Origin of the sequence: Citrobacter freundii complex sp. CFNIH2 (genome assembly GCF_002880615.1) — a bacterium.
Classification (GTDB): Bacteria; Pseudomonadota; Gammaproteobacteria; order Enterobacterales; family Enterobacteriaceae; genus Citrobacter_A; species Citrobacter_A amalonaticus_F.
The window spans coordinates 2,402,488-2,418,820 of record NZ_CP025757.1 but is presented as its reverse complement, the minus strand read 5'-3'; the positions used below and the strand labels follow the sequence as shown (position 1 = coordinate 2,418,820).

The 16,333-nt window shown below is 52.0% G+C and carries 13 protein-coding genes; 7 read left to right on the top strand and 6 right to left on the bottom strand.

Translation table 11 applies throughout. The features are described 5' to 3' along the window. Window positions 1–51: 51 nt before the first annotated feature. The 3 genes from WM46_RS11890 to WM46_RS11880 all read right to left on the bottom strand — a co-directional run bounded on the left by WM46_RS11890 (window position 52) and on the right by WM46_RS11880 (window position 2,938). A complete protein-coding gene (locus WM46_RS11890) occupies window positions 52–672 on the bottom strand; it encodes a flavodoxin (protein ID WP_410374629.1) in 621 nt (206 codons plus the stop codon). A 100-nt stretch (window positions 673–772) separates the two neighbouring features. Then, the gene (locus tag WM46_RS11885) at window positions 773–2,242 is read right to left on the bottom strand and encodes a heavy metal sensor histidine kinase (RefSeq protein WP_102602348.1); all 1,470 of its coding nucleotides are present in this window, start codon (window positions 2,240–2,242) and stop codon (window positions 773–775) included. A 15-nt stretch (window positions 2,243–2,257) separates the two neighbouring features. Beyond that, on the bottom strand, window positions 2,258–2,938 hold the full coding sequence (locus WM46_RS11880; RefSeq protein ID WP_032950013.1) for a heavy metal response regulator transcription factor: 681 nt from the start codon (window positions 2,936–2,938) through the stop codon (window positions 2,258–2,260). A gap of 257 nt (window positions 2,939–3,195) precedes the next feature. Between WM46_RS11880 and WM46_RS11875 the strand changes: the two genes are divergently transcribed. Then, window positions 3,196–4,221, top strand: coding sequence for an alpha/beta hydrolase (locus tag WM46_RS11875; RefSeq protein WP_233623098.1), 1,026 nt, complete (start codon window positions 3,196–3,198; stop codon window positions 4,219–4,221). A gap of 420 nt (window positions 4,222–4,641) precedes the next feature. Here the strand turns inward: WM46_RS11875 and WM46_RS11870 are convergent, their stop codons facing one another. The 3 genes from WM46_RS11870 to cusR form a co-directional block, all read right to left on the bottom strand. Continuing rightward, on the bottom strand, window positions 4,642–5,373 hold the full coding sequence (locus tag WM46_RS11870) for a polymer-forming cytoskeletal protein (RefSeq protein WP_061076740.1): 732 nt from the start codon (window positions 5,371–5,373) through the stop codon (window positions 4,642–4,644). A gap of 563 nt (window positions 5,374–5,936) precedes the next feature. Continuing rightward, complete coding sequence (locus WM46_RS11865; RefSeq protein ID WP_102602346.1) at window positions 5,937–7,376, bottom strand: Cu(+)/Ag(+) sensor histidine kinase; 1,440 nt, start codon at window positions 7,374–7,376, stop codon at window positions 5,937–5,939. Continuing rightward, complete coding sequence (gene cusR / locus WM46_RS11860) at window positions 7,366–8,049, bottom strand: copper response regulator transcription factor CusR (RefSeq protein WP_061076742.1); 684 nt, start codon at window positions 8,047–8,049, stop codon at window positions 7,366–7,368. Before cusR ends, WM46_RS11865 begins: the two co-directional genes overlap by 11 nt. Window positions 8,050–8,219: 170 nt before the next feature. Between cusR and WM46_RS11855 the strand changes: the two genes are divergently transcribed. The 6 genes from WM46_RS11855 to WM46_RS11830 all read left to right on the top strand — a co-directional run bounded on the left by WM46_RS11855 (window position 8,220) and on the right by WM46_RS11830 (window position 16,262). Then, the gene (locus WM46_RS11855; RefSeq protein ID WP_102602345.1) at window positions 8,220–9,602 is read left to right on the top strand and encodes a Cu(I)/Ag(I) efflux RND transporter outer membrane protein; all 1,383 of its coding nucleotides are present in this window, start codon (window positions 8,220–8,222) and stop codon (window positions 9,600–9,602) included. Window positions 9,603–9,628: 26 nt separating this feature from the next. Next, entirely contained in the window at window positions 9,629–9,973 is a 345-nt protein-coding gene (gene cusF / locus WM46_RS11850) for a cation efflux system protein CusF (protein ID WP_102602344.1), read from the top strand. A 32-nt stretch (window positions 9,974–10,005) separates the two neighbouring features. Continuing rightward, a complete protein-coding gene (locus WM46_RS11845; RefSeq protein WP_102602343.1) occupies window positions 10,006–11,268 on the top strand; it encodes an efflux RND transporter periplasmic adaptor subunit in 1,263 nt (420 codons plus the stop codon). Window positions 11,269–11,279: 11 nt separating this feature from the next. After that, window positions 11,280–14,426: a CusA/CzcA family heavy metal efflux RND transporter gene (locus WM46_RS11840; RefSeq protein WP_102602342.1), complete on the top strand. Its 3,147-nt coding sequence runs from the start codon at window positions 11,280–11,282 to the stop codon at window positions 14,424–14,426. Window positions 14,427–14,963: 537 nt separating this feature from the next. Continuing rightward, entirely contained in the window at window positions 14,964–15,659 is a 696-nt protein-coding gene (locus tag WM46_RS11835; RefSeq protein ID WP_102602341.1) for a flagellar brake protein, read from the top strand. Between the two features lie 15 nt (window positions 15,660–15,674). Further along, window positions 15,675–16,262 (top strand): helix-turn-helix transcriptional regulator, encoded by a 588-nt coding sequence (locus tag WM46_RS11830; protein ID WP_061076748.1) that lies wholly within the window; start codon window positions 15,675–15,677, stop codon window positions 16,260–16,262. Window positions 16,263–16,333 lie beyond the last annotated feature (71 nt).

Sequence of the window (16,333 nt, the reverse complement as noted above, 5' to 3'; positions counted from 1 at the left end):
CAGCGTATCCTGCATGACCTGGAAAATATAAATTTTCTTCATGTCGACGGATTAACGCTGTGGCTGAACTTGTTTTACCCATTGCTCAACCTGCGCGGGTACGTCAGGGCCTGAAATATCATTGCGCGAGATCGAGAGTGCACGAGTGACTAACCTGGCCTGCGGCTGCATGCGGGTTATTTGTCGCAGGGAGTCAGCTAACCGGCTGCCGCCATGGGTGGTAAAGGGAATGACCGTTTTACCGGCAAAGTCATTTTGCTCAAAAAGGCTATATATCACCATTGGCATGGTATACCACCAGATGGGATAGCCAACGTAAATGGTGTCGTAATTGCTGAGATCGGGGAGCGGCGTTTTGAGTGAGGGCCTGGCGTTAGTTTGCTGTTCCTTTTCGGCAACACGTAACAGTTCATCATGCTGGCGAGGGTAGGGGGGGGCGGTTTCAATGCGAAACAGGTCGCCGTGAGTCTGCTTCTGAATCAGCTGCGCAACAAACTGCGTGCTACCGGTCTCTGGCATATTTTTTTGTAATACGCTGGCCCCGGAAAAACCGTCCACGGCATCGGGCTTCATTTCCTCGGGCTGGGAAAACCAGATAATCAGCGTGCGGGACGGTGTGGATGAATCCTCTGCGGCGATCGCGGGTTGCCCTAAAAACCCCATGACCATCATCGCCAGAAACCCGCTAAATACCTTTCTTATTCTCACTGTTTCCTTCCTTTAATCAGCAGTGGTGAGTCCTGGCAGCGATTCTGGCGCAGCTAGCCTGACATCAGACTGACGGCTCTCTGACAATTTTGTCAGCAGGCCTGGCGCGTTGGTGTCCCGATTTTGTCTCCGATATCACTCTTTCTGTACGGATTGCATCAGGCTGTTTGGCAAGCGTCAGCCCAAAGGTATTGATACCGTTCTCGCTCCGGGCAAAGACATCTCCCCGGTGCATAATGGCGACGGCGCGGACGATTGACAGGCCCAGCCCATGGTGGGTATCACTTCTCGCCCGGGAGGTGTCAACGCGATAGAACCGCTCGAAAAGCCGGTGTAAGTGTTCAGGTGCTATCGGATCGCCTGGATTTGACACTTCAACACAGGCCTGATGACCTTTTTCGCTTAAGCGCACCGTAACCGTGCTATTGGACGGCGAATGCCTTGCGCTGTTTTCCAGTAAATTAGCCAGTGAGCGGTGGAACAATCGCCGATCGATGTGCGCGGTCACATCTCCTTCAACATCCAGAGAAAGCTGTTTTTCCGCAAATGAGGGTTCAACGTACTCCGCTGTTTTCAGGGTTTCTTCCCGCAGGGACACCTTAGTCAGTTGGGACGCATGTTCACCCGCGTGGGCATGGGACAGGAACAGCATGTCGTTAACGATAGACGTCATGCGTTCCAGTTCTTCCAGATTGGAACCCAATAATTCTTCCAGTTCATCATGCGAACGTCGGCGTGAGAGACCCAGTTGCGTCTGGCCGATAAGGTTGGTCAGCGGGGTACGGAGTTCATGCGCAACATCGGCGTTAAAGCTGTCAAGCTGACGCCAGGCGATTTCCTGACGTTCTAACACGCCATTAAATGATGACGCCAGTTGCTGCAGCTCTTCGGGTAACGCGCGGGTGTTCAGGCGCTGGCCATGGTCTCCCGGTGCAAGATGCTCGGCCTCTTTACTGAGTGCGCCAACGGGGCGAAGACCGATCCTTGAGACGATGTATCCCAGCAAGGCGACAATCACGACGCCCAGTGCGGCTATGATGAGCAGCGTCCGGGTGAAGGCATTCAGTGTGCCCATGTACGGCGTGGAGTCGATGGCAACAATATAGCGCAGCTCAGGCCTGTCACCGTTGGCGGGGATCGTTTTCACTAACAGAAACAGCGAGCAGGCACCTTCCGATGCGCCGGGCACTTTATTAAAGCCTTCCTGTAAAGAAGACCACTGAACACCCACCGGTGGTGTTCCTCCCATGCTAAAGCGTGGGTTATCGCTCACTATCCAGTAGCGAACGCGTTCACCTTCAGAATTGGTTAATACGGTGAATTTATTGGCCAACGTCGACCAGCCGTCAGCCGAGGTTCGGGCGGTGATCCACGGGCTCATTAATGATTCCCGGAATAAAAGCTCGTTGTGCATCTGCTTTTGCAAAGAGTCATGCAAAGAGCTTCTGAGCAGGATACCGATGACGGACACAATCAGCAGCGCGGATAAGGCAAACATCAGCGCCAGGTGAACGGAAATGGAACGCTCAGGCATGCTTATCCCCTTCATTTATGCGGACCGGACTTCGAGGACATAACCCATGCCACGAACGGTATGCAGCAGTTTGATATCGAAAGGCGCATCCACTTTGGCTCGCAGGCGTTTAATGGCGACTTCAACCACGTTGGCATCGCTGTCAAAATTCATGTCCCATATCTGCTCCGCAATCATCATTTTTGACAGAATCTCCCCCTGATGCCGGGCCAGAAGGCTCAACAGGGAAAACTCTTTCGCGGTCAGTTCCAGCCGTGTTCCGCCACGAAATACGCGGCGAGCCAGTAAGTCGAGATGCAGATCGTGAATTTGCAGCTGGGTGATGTCTGCGCCATCCGTAGCGCGGCGACGTACCAGTGCCTGAATACGCGCCACCAGCTCAATCAGCGAGAAGGGCTTGGGGAGGTAATCATCCGCGCCAAGGCGAAGCCCTTTAACGCGTTCATCGACCGAGCCGCGAGCCGAGAGCATCAGCACCGGCGTCTGTTTGGCTGCTCGCACACCCTCAAGTACCCGGTAACCATCCATCCCCGGCAGCATCACATCCAGGATTATCGCGTCGTAGTCGAACTCCAGCGCGTAATGAAGACCTTCAGCGCCGTCTGCAGAGACATCTACCGTAAATCCGGACTCACTCAACGCGCGGTTGAGATAGGTTGACGTTTTTTCTTCATCTTCGACCAATAGCAGCCTCATCCTGTTTCCTTCTTCGGTTATCCATTCGTATGCTGTTGAGGGTAATAATAGGCATTCGTTACCAACGGTTAGCTGACATTTTCCTGACAATTCGGTCAGTTAGGGATGCGGCGTAAACTGACAAAAATGTTATTTCCCCGTCACGATGCTGACAGCCCTCTCCGCCTAATCTGAGCCTGCAAATTTGATTCTGCGAGCCTGTATAACCAGGCCGACACGCATCGGGAGAGACCATGAAATTCACGCTTATCAGTGCAATGCTACTCACGGCAATGGCTGGAGTGACCTCAGTCAATGCGGCTGATTACAAAAAAAATCCATTCACTCTCGTCTATGACGGAGCCATCACCGAGAACGTCAAAGGCAAGGTCAATATTCATCCTGTGAAATACGATCTGCAGGGCATCCAGATTGCTGCGAATGTCTATACCCCTGCTAACTACGATCCCGCCAAAAAATACCCGGCCGTGGTGGTTGCACATCCTAATGGCGGCGTAAAAGAACAGGTCGCCGGGTTGTATGCTCAGCGTCTTGCCGAGCAGGGCTACATCACGATTACCGCCGATGCGGCGTATCAGGGTGCCAGCGGTGGGATGCCGCGCAGCGTGGATAAACCTGCTAATCGTATCGAGGACATTCACGGCATGGCTGACTACATCAGCCAGTATCCTGGTGTCGATACCGCCCGCCTTGGTCTGCTGGGTATTTGTGGCGGCGGCGGTTATTCGCTGGTTGCGGCCGAGACGGATAAACGGTTCAAATCGATAGCAACCATCAGCATGTTTAATTCAGGTCTTGTGCGCCGCAACGGTATGCAGGATTCACAGCTGGATACTATCCAGCAACGTCTTCAGCAGGCTTCTGATGCACGTGCTCAGGAAGCCGCCGGAGGAGAAGTGCTTTACTCCGGCGATGCCAACCTGACTGATGAACAGATTGCTAAATTACCCTTTGCCTTATATCGCCAGGGCTACGAGTACTACTGGAAAACCCACGCCCACCCGAACTCCACGTTTAAATACACCACCAGCAGTCTTCTGGATTTGATGAGCTTTGACGTAACGGACCATATCAATCTCATCAATAAACCGCTGCTGATGATTGCCGGTACAAAAGCGGATACGCTCTATATGACTGAAGACGCGTTCGCAAAAGCCACCGGTACGAAGGACAAAGAACTCTTCCTGATCGATGGCGCTACCCATATCGAGACCTATTGGGTGCCAAAATACGTTGATGAGGCTTTGCAAAAGTTAGACGTCTTCTTCAATAAGAATATTTAGTTAGCCTCCGATGACGCCCCAGCCGCGCAGGCTGGGGTGTGTCCATCAGCTGTCGCCACTTTCCGCTGCCTTTCGCGGCGTATCGTCACGTGATGTACCCAGATTAACGAAGTTGCGGTTAAAGATAATTACGCTATTTAAATAGGCGCTATGAATGAAATTCATAGACCTAATCTGATGCAGGGAATGATGACGATGAACCTGAGGTGACAGGATGGATCGGGAGAGAGTGAATCGATCACTTCACATTACGTTCAGGCGGAGAAGCAAATGTGTTCGCAAGAGCCTTTTTTCCATCTCTTATTTTTCTGCGATGACAAGCATTACGGCAACCGTTGGCCTGGATCAGCAACCGGGCAGCTCTTTGCCATAATGCGGCGACGATGATCATCGCCAGCATCCGGCATGTCGATAAATACATTACTCTCTATAAAAGTCTGAAATATCGACCGTGTTTTCTTTCACTGATTCCATTGCAGAAATAAACGCATTTTCATGTTCTTCTTCATCCTCACGTGGTAGTGAGTTGCCATAGAAACGGCCATTTTTGTGAATGGCCAGCGAATCACTTTTCACCTGACCATTCACAATACCCTGCGCATTAATACTGACTTCGCCACCAATACAGTTGCCATTCAGCACGCCATCAATGGCGATGGCGTAAGCAATAATATCACCTTCAACGTGTCCACTTTTTAAAATGTGGACCGTTTTCTCTGAGCGAATAATACCGTCAATACGGCCATTGACGTGAATGTCACTGGTAGAGTTCAGTTCACCCTTAATAATGCAGGTTTCAGGAATAACGGCAACGGAGGGTTCCGTCTGTGCACTATGCGAAGGTTTTACCGTGATTTCTACATCGTCACCGAGGTAGGAGACCTGGGAAGAATTAAGCGATGATGCAATGTTAATATCTGCGTTGGTATCAGCAAAAGTCGTGTTTTGCCCTTTACGTTTAAACATGGTGCGGATCCCCGTCGATGATGAAAGTAAGTAAACAGCATAAATTAAACCACAGCTTAAAATAATTGCGGCAACAATCTTCCATCGAGACTTCAACGTGATGTAAAAATGTTGATCCCCTACGCCGTAATGGATGATGAGGTAAATCCAAAGCCCCCAAACCAGCCACAGGAGGTTATATTGCATAATATTTTATGTCATCTCCTGTTTATATTTATAACTGTTAGTGTGTATTTTTACGGTATCAGCCAGAGACTTATTTCACAATAAAAAATAAACCATGTTTTATTCTGCTTGTAATAATTAAAAATTAAACCTTTTAAAAAATATCAACGCCATATTAACAATAGTGAAGGTGAAAGGAGTGGCTGAAAAGCTCCTGATTGCTTATTGCAACGTCTGAGATAATTTTTCTGCGATGTTTCAGAATATATAGAGGGGTAATTTTTCGGATTTTTATTCCCTTTTGGTGATGAATTTTGTGCAGTAGTTTGAATTTTTGGCGATGAGGATCGGCATGGACAGAGAGTGTTTATCCGATAGCGGGCAAGGCGTTATCGGACAGAAGAGAGAAGATTGACGGTCAACCATGTTGTCACAGAAGTGGACTGGCGGAGCGCAGAAAGTAATATAAATGTTAAAAAGATGTATCGATGAAAAATCAGTCAAGATAAGCCGCTGTTTTTTTAGGATGAATCTTAGTGCTGGCGGTGCTGAGGAGGGAGGCTACGGCACGGGGAGCAGGCCAGTCAGGCCTGCTCTTTCGGCAAACTCAAGGTAAACCGGGTCACGTTCGCATCCGAAGTCACCGACACTTTTCCGTGGTGTGCAGTCACAATCGATTTCACGATCGCCAGTCCGATGCCGCTACCTTCGCCTTTGCGCTGGCGGGACGGATCCACGCGATAAAAGCGATCAAACAACCGTGGTAAATGTTCGGCAGGGATGAGCGTTCCCGGGTTTTCAATGATGATGCGCACCTGTTCGCCCGCCTCTGTCAGGCGGACGGTAATGGTCTGGCCCGATGGTGTGTAGCGCATCGCGTTGGAGAGGAGATTGCTGATCGCCCGACGCAGCATCCCGGGATCGCCGGAAACCAGACATGGACGCCCTTCAAAATGCAATCCGACTTCCCGTTCTTCCGCCAGCGCCTCAAAAAAGTCGAACACTTTACTGACTTCATCCGCCAGATTGATCGCTTTTTTCTCCGGGATCAGCTGGTTGTTATCGGCCTGCGCCAGAAACAGCATATCGCTGACCATTTTCGCCATATGGCTAAATTCTTCGAGGTTGGAATAGAGCACTTCTTCCAGCTCCTTCTGGCTACGGGGCTGGCTGAGGACAATTTCCGTTTGCGTCACCAGGTTGGTGATAGGGGTACGGATCTCATGGGCAATATCAGCAGAAAAATTGGACTGGCGGGTAAAAACATCTTCGATACGCTCGATCATGTGATTAAACGAGAGCACCAGCCGTTCCAGTTCAATAGGCACCGACCGGGGATCCAGACGTACGTCGAGATCTTTCGAGGTGATATTTTGTATCTGTCGGCTGACGCTACGGATCGGTTCGTGGCCTTTATAAACGGCAAACAGCACGATAAAAATGATCAACATGCTGATGATCGAGGCGGTCATGATCAGCTTGTTTTTCAGATCGTTAATGTAATGCAGGTGAAAATCGATCGACAGCGCCAGATACAGGGTATAGGCCGGTTTACCGTCTACCAGCGGCCCGACCGGCAGGCGAATCATGCGCCAACTGGAATGGGTACCGTGGCCTGCCATCTGCATCGACGGACCGTTAATCAAATAGACGTTGCCGCCCGGAACGGTTTTATCCACCGTGGCATGGGCAAGAAACTGGCGGATATCCGGCATATGAGGGGAATGAAAAAGCGCCTGCTGGTTAGCATCTTCCAGCGAAATAATGACGTTTGAATAGCCGGCCACCACGTTTTTCAGGATCTCCAGACGGCGGGATTCCGGCTCGTCGGAGGGGCTAAGGATACGTTCGAGGGTGGCGCTGATTTCAGTTAAATCGTTGATGTCCTGTTCGGCAAAATGCACTTTGACCGACTGAATCATGATCCAGGCAAAGGCAAAAAAGGAGGCAATGGTCGCGAGGCTGATAAAAAAGGTCAGGCGCGTCGCCAGCGAAAAAGGGCGGGATAACCGCTTACTGACCATCCGGCACCTCAAGCACATATCCCACGCCACGCACGGTCTGAATCAGCTTAGGCTCAAAGTCGTTATCAATTTTGCCGCGCAGGCGCTTCACGGCCACGTCGATGGCGTTGGTATCGCTGTCAAAATTCATGTCCCACACCTGAGAGGCAATCAGCGAGCGGGGCAAAACTTCCCCCTGGTGGCGTAAGAAAAACTCCAGCAGGGTAAATTCTTTGCTGGTGAGTGTGATGCGGGTGCCGCTGCGACTCACTTTGCGGCTCACCAGGTCAACAATCAGATCGGCCACCTGAAACTGGCTTTCGACAATCACCGCCGCCCCCCGGCGTAGCAGCGTTCTGACGCGCGCCAGCAGTTCGGCAAAGGCAAATGGCTTAACCAGATAATCATCCGCCCCTAACTCCAGCCCTTTCACCCGATGTTCAATCGTTCCCAGTGCGGTAAGCAGCAGAATCGGCATGCCCTTATTCGCGGCACGCAGCATCCGGACGATATCCCAGCCGTTGACGTCGGGCAGCATGATGTCAAGGATGAGCAGGTCATAATCGCCGGTCATCGCCAGGTGATAGCCGTTCAGACCGTTGTCGGCAAGATCGACAACAAAGCCCGCTTCCGTCAGCCCTTTGGTCAGGTATTCACCGGTTTTTTTCTCATCTTCGACAATCAAAATCTTCAATATGTCCTCCTTCACCACGCGAATGTTATGGGGCCACTCAATTCTAGAGAAGCCAGATCGGATAGCAATCGCATTCTGGGAAAATGACAGCTTTGTCATTTTGCTGTCACGGGTCGATCAGAGAGCGCCAGGTAAAGTTGCTGATATCAACCCACATGAAAATCAGGCTTATGCGTAATATTAAGCTTCTCACGCTCTCAATGGCGTTACTGCTGGCAGGATGCTCACTCGCCCCGGACTATCAGCGACCGGCGCTTCCGGTACCGCAGCAGTTTTCTCTCAGTCAGAACCAACTGGTGACATCACCGACAGGCTATCAGGACAGCGGCTGGCGGCAGTTTTTTGTCGATCCGCAGGTGAAAGCCCTGATTGACGAGGCACTGCGCAACAATCGCGATTTACGCATGGCGACGCTGAAAGTGCAGGAGGCGAGGGCGCAATATCGGGTGACCGATGCCGATCGCTATCCGCAACTGAACGCAGAAAGCAGCGGAAACTGGAGTGGAAAACTTAAAGGTGACACCCGCAGTACGCGTGAATATGAGGCCGGGCTGAACCTGAGCGTTGATCTGGATTTCTTTGGCCGGTTGAAAAACATGAGCGAAGCCGATCGACAGAACTTTTTCGCCAGCGAAGAGGCGCGTCGGGCAGTGCATATTCTGCTGGTGTCCAACGTGGCGCAGAGCTGGTTCAATCAGCGTCTGGCCTCCGCCCAGCTTCAGGTGGCGCAAGAAACGCTGAGCAACTATGAGCGCGCATATGCGTTGGTGGAAAAACAACTGGTCACCGGCAGTACCAACGTGCTGGCGCTGGAACAGGCGCGCGGCGTGATTGAAAGTACCCGCAGTGATATCGCGAAACGTCAGGGGGAACTGGCGCAGGCGACTAACGCGCTACAGCTATTGCTGGGGAGCTACGGCAAGCTACCGGATGACACGCGACAGGACGTCGGTGATATCAACGGCGTGACGTTACCGCCGTCGCTCTCATCGCAAATCCTGTTGCAGCGCCCGGACATCATGGAAGCCGAACATGCGCTGATGGCGGCAAACGCCAATATCGGCGCGGCGCGGGCGGCATTTTTCCCCTCCATCACGCTGACCAGCGGGATCTCCGGCAGCAGCAGCGATCTCTCTAGTCTGTTTTCGGCGTCAAGCGGGATGTGGAATTTCATTCCGAAAGTGGAGTTACCGATCTTCAACGCCGGACGTAATCAGGCCAACCTCGATCTGGCTGAAATCCGCCAGCAGCAGTCGGTGGTCAATTATGAGCAGAAGATCCAGAACGCGTTCAAAGAGGTTGCCGACGCGCTGGCGCTACGCCAGAGCCTTACCGATCAGATTCGCGGTCAGCAGCGTTACCTGACCTCGCTACAAATCACTCTTCAGCGTGCCAGAGCGCTCTATCGCAACGGTGCGGTGAGCTATATCGAAGTGCTGGACGCTGAACGTTCGCTATTTGCGACGCAACAAACCCTGCTTGACCTTAATTACGCCCGACAGGTTAACGAAATTACGCTCTATACCGCGCTTGGCGGCGGTTGGCTGGAATAAATCTAAAAACATCACAGGAGATTAACATGAACACAGTATGTAAAGCGGCGGTATTCGCGATTTTCTCAACGCTGGCAATGAATGCTCAGGCCAATGAACACCATCACGGCGATATGATGAGCGCCATGCCTGCCGCCGAACAAAGCCCGGCGATCAGCGCCACCGGCGTGGTAAAAGGCGTTGATACGGAAAGCAAAAAAGTCACCATTGAACATGGCCCGATCCCCGCGCTGAACTGGCCGACAATGACCATGCGTTTTACCATCACACCGCAAACGCAGCTCAACGATATTAAACCCGGTGACAACGTGGCGTTTACGTTTATCCAGCAGGGCAACCTCTCTTTATTACAGGATATTAAAAGCCAGTAATTCTCTCTTATTTTAACGTTGAGCATGACCTCATGAAAAATATCGCGCTGATTATCGGCAGCATGATGGCGGGCGGCATTATCGCCGTAGGCGGCTATACGTATTTCGCCGCTACACACCCGTCGGCGAATACACCGCCTGCCACGGAAAAAGAAGCCCGCAAGGTGCTGTTCTGGTACGACCCGATGTACCCGAATACCCGCTTCGATAAACCCGGCAAATCGCCCTTTATGGATATGGATCTGGTGCCGAAATATGCCGATGAAGAGTCTGCCAGCGCCGCTGCGCCGGGCGTCCGTATCGATCCAACGCAAACGCAAAATCTCGGTGTGAAAACCGAGGCCGTGCGCCGTGGACCCCTCACCTTTACCCAGACGTTTCCGGCGAACGTCAGCTACAACGAGTATCAGTTTGTCATTATGCAGGCGCGGGCCGCCGGATTTGTCGAGAAAGTCTGGCCGCTCACCGTGGGTGATAAGGTGAAAAAAGGCGCACCGCTGCTCGAACTCACGATCCCTGACTGGGTAGAAGCGCAGAGTGAATATCTGCTGCTCAAAGAGACTGGCGGCACGGCAACCCAGGTTGAGGGGATTCTGGAGCGACTGCGGTTGGCCGGAATGCCGGAAGCGGATATTCGGCGTTTGACCGCAACGCGCAAAATTCAGACCCGCTTTACCCTTACGGCACCCATTGACGGGGTGATTACCGCCTTTGATTTACGCGCTGGCATGAACATCGCCAAAGATAACGTGGTAGCGAAAATTCAGGGGATGGATCCGGTGTGGGTAACCGCCGCGGTGCCTGAATCCATCGCGTGGCTGATTAAAGACGCGTCGCCGTTTTCGCTGACCGTTCCGGCGCGTCCGGACAAGTCCTTCACCTTCCGCAAGTGGATGCTGCTGCCCAGCGCCGATGCCACCACCCGAACGTTGCAACTGCGCCTGGAAGTCGATAACCCCGATGAAGCGCTGAAACCGGGGATGAACGCTTATCTCAATCTGAAAACGCAAAGTGAGCCGATGTTGCTGATCCCGTCTAAAGCGCTGATCGATACCGGCAACGAGCAGCGGGTGATCACCGTGGACGGTGAAGGGCGTTTTGTCCCTAAACCCGTCTCTGTTTTCCAGGCCTCACAAGGGGTAACGGCGATCCGTTCCGGGCTGGCTGAAGGTGAGAAGGTGGTTGCCAGCGGCCTGTTCCTGATTGATTCAGAAGCCAACATTTCGGGGGCGTTGGATCGGATGCGCGCCCAGCAACCACCAGCGTCGCCCGATCATGCGGCCCATGCGCACTGAGGAGAACGCAGATGATTGAATGGATTATTCGCCGCTCGGTCGCCAACCGCTTTCTGGTGATCATTGGCGCGCTCTTTCTCAGCGTCTGGGGGACCTGGACCATCGTTAACACGCCGGTGGATGCGCTGCCCGATCTGTCCGACGTGCAGGTGATCGTCAAAACCAGCTACCCGGGGCAGGCGCCGCAGATTGTCGAGAATCAGGTGACCTATCCGCTGACCACCACCATGCTGTCCGTACCCGGCGCGAAGACGGTGCGCGGCTTCTCGCAGTTTGGCGACTCGTATGTCTATGTCATTTTTGAAGATGGCACCGATCCGTATTGGGCACGTTCTCGCGTGCTGGAATATCTCAACCAGGTGCAGGGTAAGCTCCCGGCGGGCGTCAGCGCGGAAATGGGCCCGGACGCGACCGGCGTGGGCTGGATCTTCGAGTATGCGTTGGTCGATCGCAGCGGTAAGCACGACCTGGCGGAACTGCGTTCGTTGCAGGACTGGTTTCTGAAATATGAGTTAAAAACCATCCCGAATGTGTCGGAAGTGGCCTCCGTGGGCGGCGTGGTGAAAGAGTATCAGGTGGTGATCGACCCGATGAAACTCGCTCAGTACGGCATCAATCTGTCGGAGGTGAAAGGGGCGCTGGATGCCTCTAACCAGGAGGCGGGCGGCTCATCGGTGGAACTGTCGGAAGCAGAATACATGGTCCGCGCCAGCGGGTATCTGCAAACGCTGGATGACTTCAATAATATCGTCCTGAAGTCAGGGGAAAACGGTGTACCCGTATACCTGCGGGATGTGGCGCGAGTGCAGATCGGCCCGGAAATGCGCCGGGGGATTGCCGAACTCAACGGGGATGGCGAAGTGGCTGGCGGGGTGGTTATATTGCGCTCCGGTAAAAACGCGCGTGAGGTGATCTCGGCGGTTAAAAATAAACTCGAGACGCTGAAAAGTAGTCTGCCGGAAGGCGTGGAGGTGGTGACCACCTACGATCGCAGTCAGTTGATTGACCGTGCCATCGATAACCTCAGCTATAAGCTACTGGAAGAGTTTATCGTCGTGGCGCTGGTCTGCGCGCTGTTTCTCTGGCACGTGCGTTCCGCGCTGGTGGCGATCATCTCGCTGCCGCTGGGGTTGTGTATCGCCTTTATCGTGATGCATTTCCAGGGGCTGAACGCCAACATTATGTCGCTTGGCGGGATCGCCATCGCCGTGGGAGCGATGGTGGATGCCGCCATTGTGATGATCGAAAATGCGCATAAACGGCTGGAAGAGTGGGAACACCAGCATCCGGGCGAAGCGCTTGATAACGAAACGCGCTGGAAGGTGATCACCAATGCGTCAGTGGAGGTCGGTCCGGCGCTGTTTATCAGTTTGCTGATCATCACGCTCTCATTTATTCCCATCTTTACCCTGGAAGGGCAGGAAGGACGCCTGTTCGGGCCGCTGGCGTTCACCAAGACGTATGCGATGGCGGGGGCGGCTTTTCTGGCGATCGTGGTGATCCCGATCCTGATGGGGCTGTGGATCCGCGGGAAAATTCCGGCGGAAAGCAGCAACCCGCTTAACCGCTTTTTGATCCGTATTTACCATCCGCTATTGCTGAAAGTATTGCGCTGGCCGAAAACCACGCTGCTGGTGGCGGTGCTCTCGATCCTGACGGTTGCCTGGCCGCTGAGTAAAGTGGGGGGCGAGTTCTTACCGCAGATTAACGAAGGCGATCTGTTGTACATGCCGTCCACGCTGCCGGGGATTTCGGCGGCAGAAGCAGCAAGTATGTTACAGAAAACCGATAAGCTGATCATGACCGTACCGGAAGTCGCCAGAGTCTTTGGCAAAACCGGGAAAGCGGAGACCGCCACGGATTCGGCGCCGCTGGAGATGGTGGAAACCACGATTCAGCTCAAACCGCAGGATCAGTGGCGTCCGGGGATGACGATGGACAAAATCATCGAGGAACTGGACAACACCGTTCGTCTGCCGGGGCTGGCAAACCTGTGGGTGCCGCCGATTCGTAACCGTATTGATATGCTCTCTACCGGGATTAAGAGTCCGATTGGGATTAAAGTTTCTGGTAACGTACTGGCTGATATCGATGCGATGGCTGAGCAGATTGAAGAAGTCGCCCGAACCGTTCCCGGTGTGACGTCCGCGCTCGCTGAGCGTTTGCAAGGCGGCCGCTATCTCAACATCGATATTAACCGTGAGAAAGCAGCCCGCTACGGCATGACGGTAGGTGACGTACAGTTGTTTATTACCTCTGCCGTCGGTGGGGCGATGGTCGGGGAGACCGTTGAGGGGATTGCCCGTTATCCGATCAATCTGCGTTATCCGCAGAGCTTCCGGGACAGCCCACAGGCGCTGCGCCAGTTACCGATCCTCACGCCGATGAAGCAACAAATTACGCTAGGGGATGTGGCCACAATCAACATCACGTCGGGGCCCTCGATGCTAAAAACGGAGAACGCGCGGCCTACCAGTTGGATCTACATTGATGCGCGCGACAGGGATATGGTCTCTGTCGTCAACGATCTGAAAAAGGCGATTGCCGATAATGTCCAGTTGAAGTCGGGTACCAGCGTCGCGTTTTCTGGTCAGTTTGAGTTGCTGGAGCGGGCGAACCATAAGCTGAAGCTGATGGTGCCCATGACGCTGATGATCATCTTCGTCCTGCTGTATCTGGCGTTCCGCCGGGTCGGAGAAGCGCTGCTGATCATCACCAGCGTGCCGTTTGCGCTGGTGGGCGGAATTTGGTTCCTCTACTGGATGGGGTTCCATCTGTCGGTGGCGACAGGAACCGGGTTTATCGCGCTGGCGGGGGTCGCCGCAGAGTTTGGCGTGGTTATGTTGATGTACCTGCGCCATGCCATTGAGGCCGATCCTTCACTGGACAACCCGCAGACGTTCAGCGCAGAGAAACTGGATGACGCACTGTATCACGGGGCGGTACTACGGGTACGACCCAAAGCGATGACCGTGGCGGTGATCATTGCCGGTCTTCTGCCGATTTTGTGGGGGACAGGGGCCGGTTCGGAAGTGATGAGCCGGATTGCTGCGCCCATGATCGGCGGCATGATCACGGCACCACTGTTGTCATTGTTTATTATCCCCGCGGCTTATAAGTTGATGTGGATGCATCGTCACCGTAAAATATCACGTTAACACCTTCATCATCCGGCCTGCTGAAATGAAGCGGGCCGGAGAAAATCATTCTGACGGAAGTCTTTCATTCTTTCTGACATATTCCGCAATACTGTAAAATGCTTTTTCTGATGATAAGATTTATCCCTTCCTGAATCTCCCGTTATTGTTCATTCGTCCCCTCTGATATTTAATTTTGCCGTTATCCCTCAGCGGGTTGTGCATAAAAAGCACAACCCGCATCCTTGTGTTGCAAATAGTGTAAACATCGGTTTTATATTTCAGAATCGTGCAGTTAATCGCATTTTATTCATTTTTATTATCAAGTTTTCGTTAAGTTCACCCTCTTTTACGCATAATGCGGGCCACTTTTACACTTCACTGAATGTTTTTACATATCAATTAATCAGTAAAAATAGCCAAAAACTTAATATCATGCGAAATATCTGAAAGGTAATCCCTTATGGTAATCAAAAAACCATCTGCGGGAGCCAGTTTTAGCCTTTTATCATTAAACACGAATGAGAAGTATCTGAAATACAAAATAAGGATTTAACTATGGGATTTGGGATGGCAAAGGACAATAAATTTGAGATCGTGGCCATTATTCGCGAAGAGCTTCTCAGAAAAACTAAGGTGGAACTGAAATTTAAAGACACCAGCGTGGTCACTCAATTAGAAAAGGTTGACTTCGACTACTTCGTGATTGCCAACAATAGCGACATCCCACTCTCTTCTATCCAGTCTTTTATCTTGCACAGCGACAGCGGCATTATCCGGTTCAATGCCCGGTTCAGTCAGTCGCTGACCGATAAACTGGAGTGCGGACTGGCATATCGCATACCTGAAGTGATCATATTGGTTCAGCGCCGCCAGCATCAGCGTTTCTCCTTTTTAAAGGGGTATCATTTTTACTGTTCTGGGCGCTATAAAAATGGTGAGAATTATTCACTGCAGATTAAGAATATCTCCCGCGGCGGTTGCGCGCTGATTTCACAAAAAATAAATACCCGCTTTCTTTATAAAAATGCGCTGATCAAAGGGGCATCCCTTGATTTTGAACAGTTTGGTCGTTTGCATTGCGATCTCCGGGTCGTCAACGTTGTTGCCATCAACGAATTTGATGAAAACAACCAGCTTTATTCCTGTCAGCAGATCTCCTGCAAGTTTGAATTCAAACATCCACGCGACGCGTTGGATGTCGAAAAGGTCATTATTCATTTTTTGATGAGTAATAAATTGAAAAGTTTATAAAGGAAGGTGAACTTTATGTTGATGTGTGGAAATGAAGATTTTGTCGGCAGCAGTGTCTCAACGTATTTAAAAAGTAAAAATGCTGAGGTGACGAATGTCCCCTGGCAGGTGATGGTGGATTACTCTGCACGCTATCGCCATCGGCTGATGATTTTTAATATCATCAGTCACGAACAGTCCTGCGCTGATTTTGTCAGCTATTTAAATAAGAACCGCTTTAAAGTTTACGATAATGCCGTGGTGGTGATTGCCGATGACCGTCTGGCAAAATTGTGCATTGAGTTGCTGTATGTCGAAAAAGTGATTGTACTGACCGATAAATCACCGCTGCGTGATTTTGGTCGACTGACGACTCTGACGGGGGAGTGCTGGAATCCCCGCTTATTCCGTTCACAAAAACGGCTGAGCGATCGTGAACAACAAATCCTCAGTTTGCTGGTGAGCGGATATTCGCCAAATGAAATCTCGGATCTGATCAGTGTGAGCTATAAAACGATACAGACGCATAAAATGCGAATCATCACGAAGCTGGGTCTGGCCCATTCTACTGAACTGAATAAACTGATCGTCAGATTCAACCATCAGCTGTCATTTTTATCCTGAGCTTGTCGTTAGCCTGATGGCGCTTCGCTTATCAGGCCTACAGGTGTCCTGAACAACGTAGGCCAGGTGAG

What these genes read in the sequence shown, in the direction of transcription:
- WM46_RS11890 (WP_410374629.1), bottom strand. Translation starts at nt 672, where the DNA reads ATGATGGTCATGGGGTTTTTAGGGCAACCCGCGATCGCCGCAGAGGAT.
- WM46_RS11865 (WP_102602346.1), bottom strand. Translation starts at nt 7,376, where the DNA reads ATGGTCAGTAAGCGGTTATCCCGCCCTTTTTCGCTGGCGACGCGCCTG.
- cusF (WP_102602344.1), top strand. Translation starts at nt 9,629, where the DNA reads ATGAACACAGTATGTAAAGCGGCGGTATTCGCGATTTTCTCAACGCTG.
- WM46_RS11870 (WP_061076740.1), bottom strand. Translation starts at nt 5,373, where the DNA reads ATGCAATATAACCTCCTGTGGCTGGTTTGGGGGCTTTGGATTTACCTC.
- WM46_RS11845 (WP_102602343.1), top strand. Translation starts at nt 10,006, where the DNA reads ATGAAAAATATCGCGCTGATTATCGGCAGCATGATGGCGGGCGGCATT.
- WM46_RS11835 (WP_102602341.1), top strand. Translation starts at nt 14,964, where the DNA reads ATGGGATTTGGGATGGCAAAGGACAATAAATTTGAGATCGTGGCCATT.
- WM46_RS11830 (WP_061076748.1), top strand. Translation starts at nt 15,675, where the DNA reads ATGTTGATGTGTGGAAATGAAGATTTTGTCGGCAGCAGTGTCTCAACG.
- WM46_RS11885 (WP_102602348.1), bottom strand. Translation starts at nt 2,242, where the DNA reads ATGCCTGAGCGTTCCATTTCCGTTCACCTGGCGCTGATGTTTGCCTTA.
- WM46_RS11880 (WP_032950013.1), bottom strand. Translation starts at nt 2,938, where the DNA reads ATGAGGCTGCTATTGGTCGAAGATGAAGAAAAAACGTCAACCTATCTC.
- WM46_RS11840 (WP_102602342.1), top strand. Translation starts at nt 11,280, where the DNA reads ATGATTGAATGGATTATTCGCCGCTCGGTCGCCAACCGCTTTCTGGTG.
- WM46_RS11875 (WP_233623098.1), top strand. Translation starts at nt 3,196, where the DNA reads ATGCTACTCACGGCAATGGCTGGAGTGACCTCAGTCAATGCGGCTGAT.
- WM46_RS11855 (WP_102602345.1), top strand. Translation starts at nt 8,220, where the DNA reads ATGCGTAATATTAAGCTTCTCACGCTCTCAATGGCGTTACTGCTGGCA.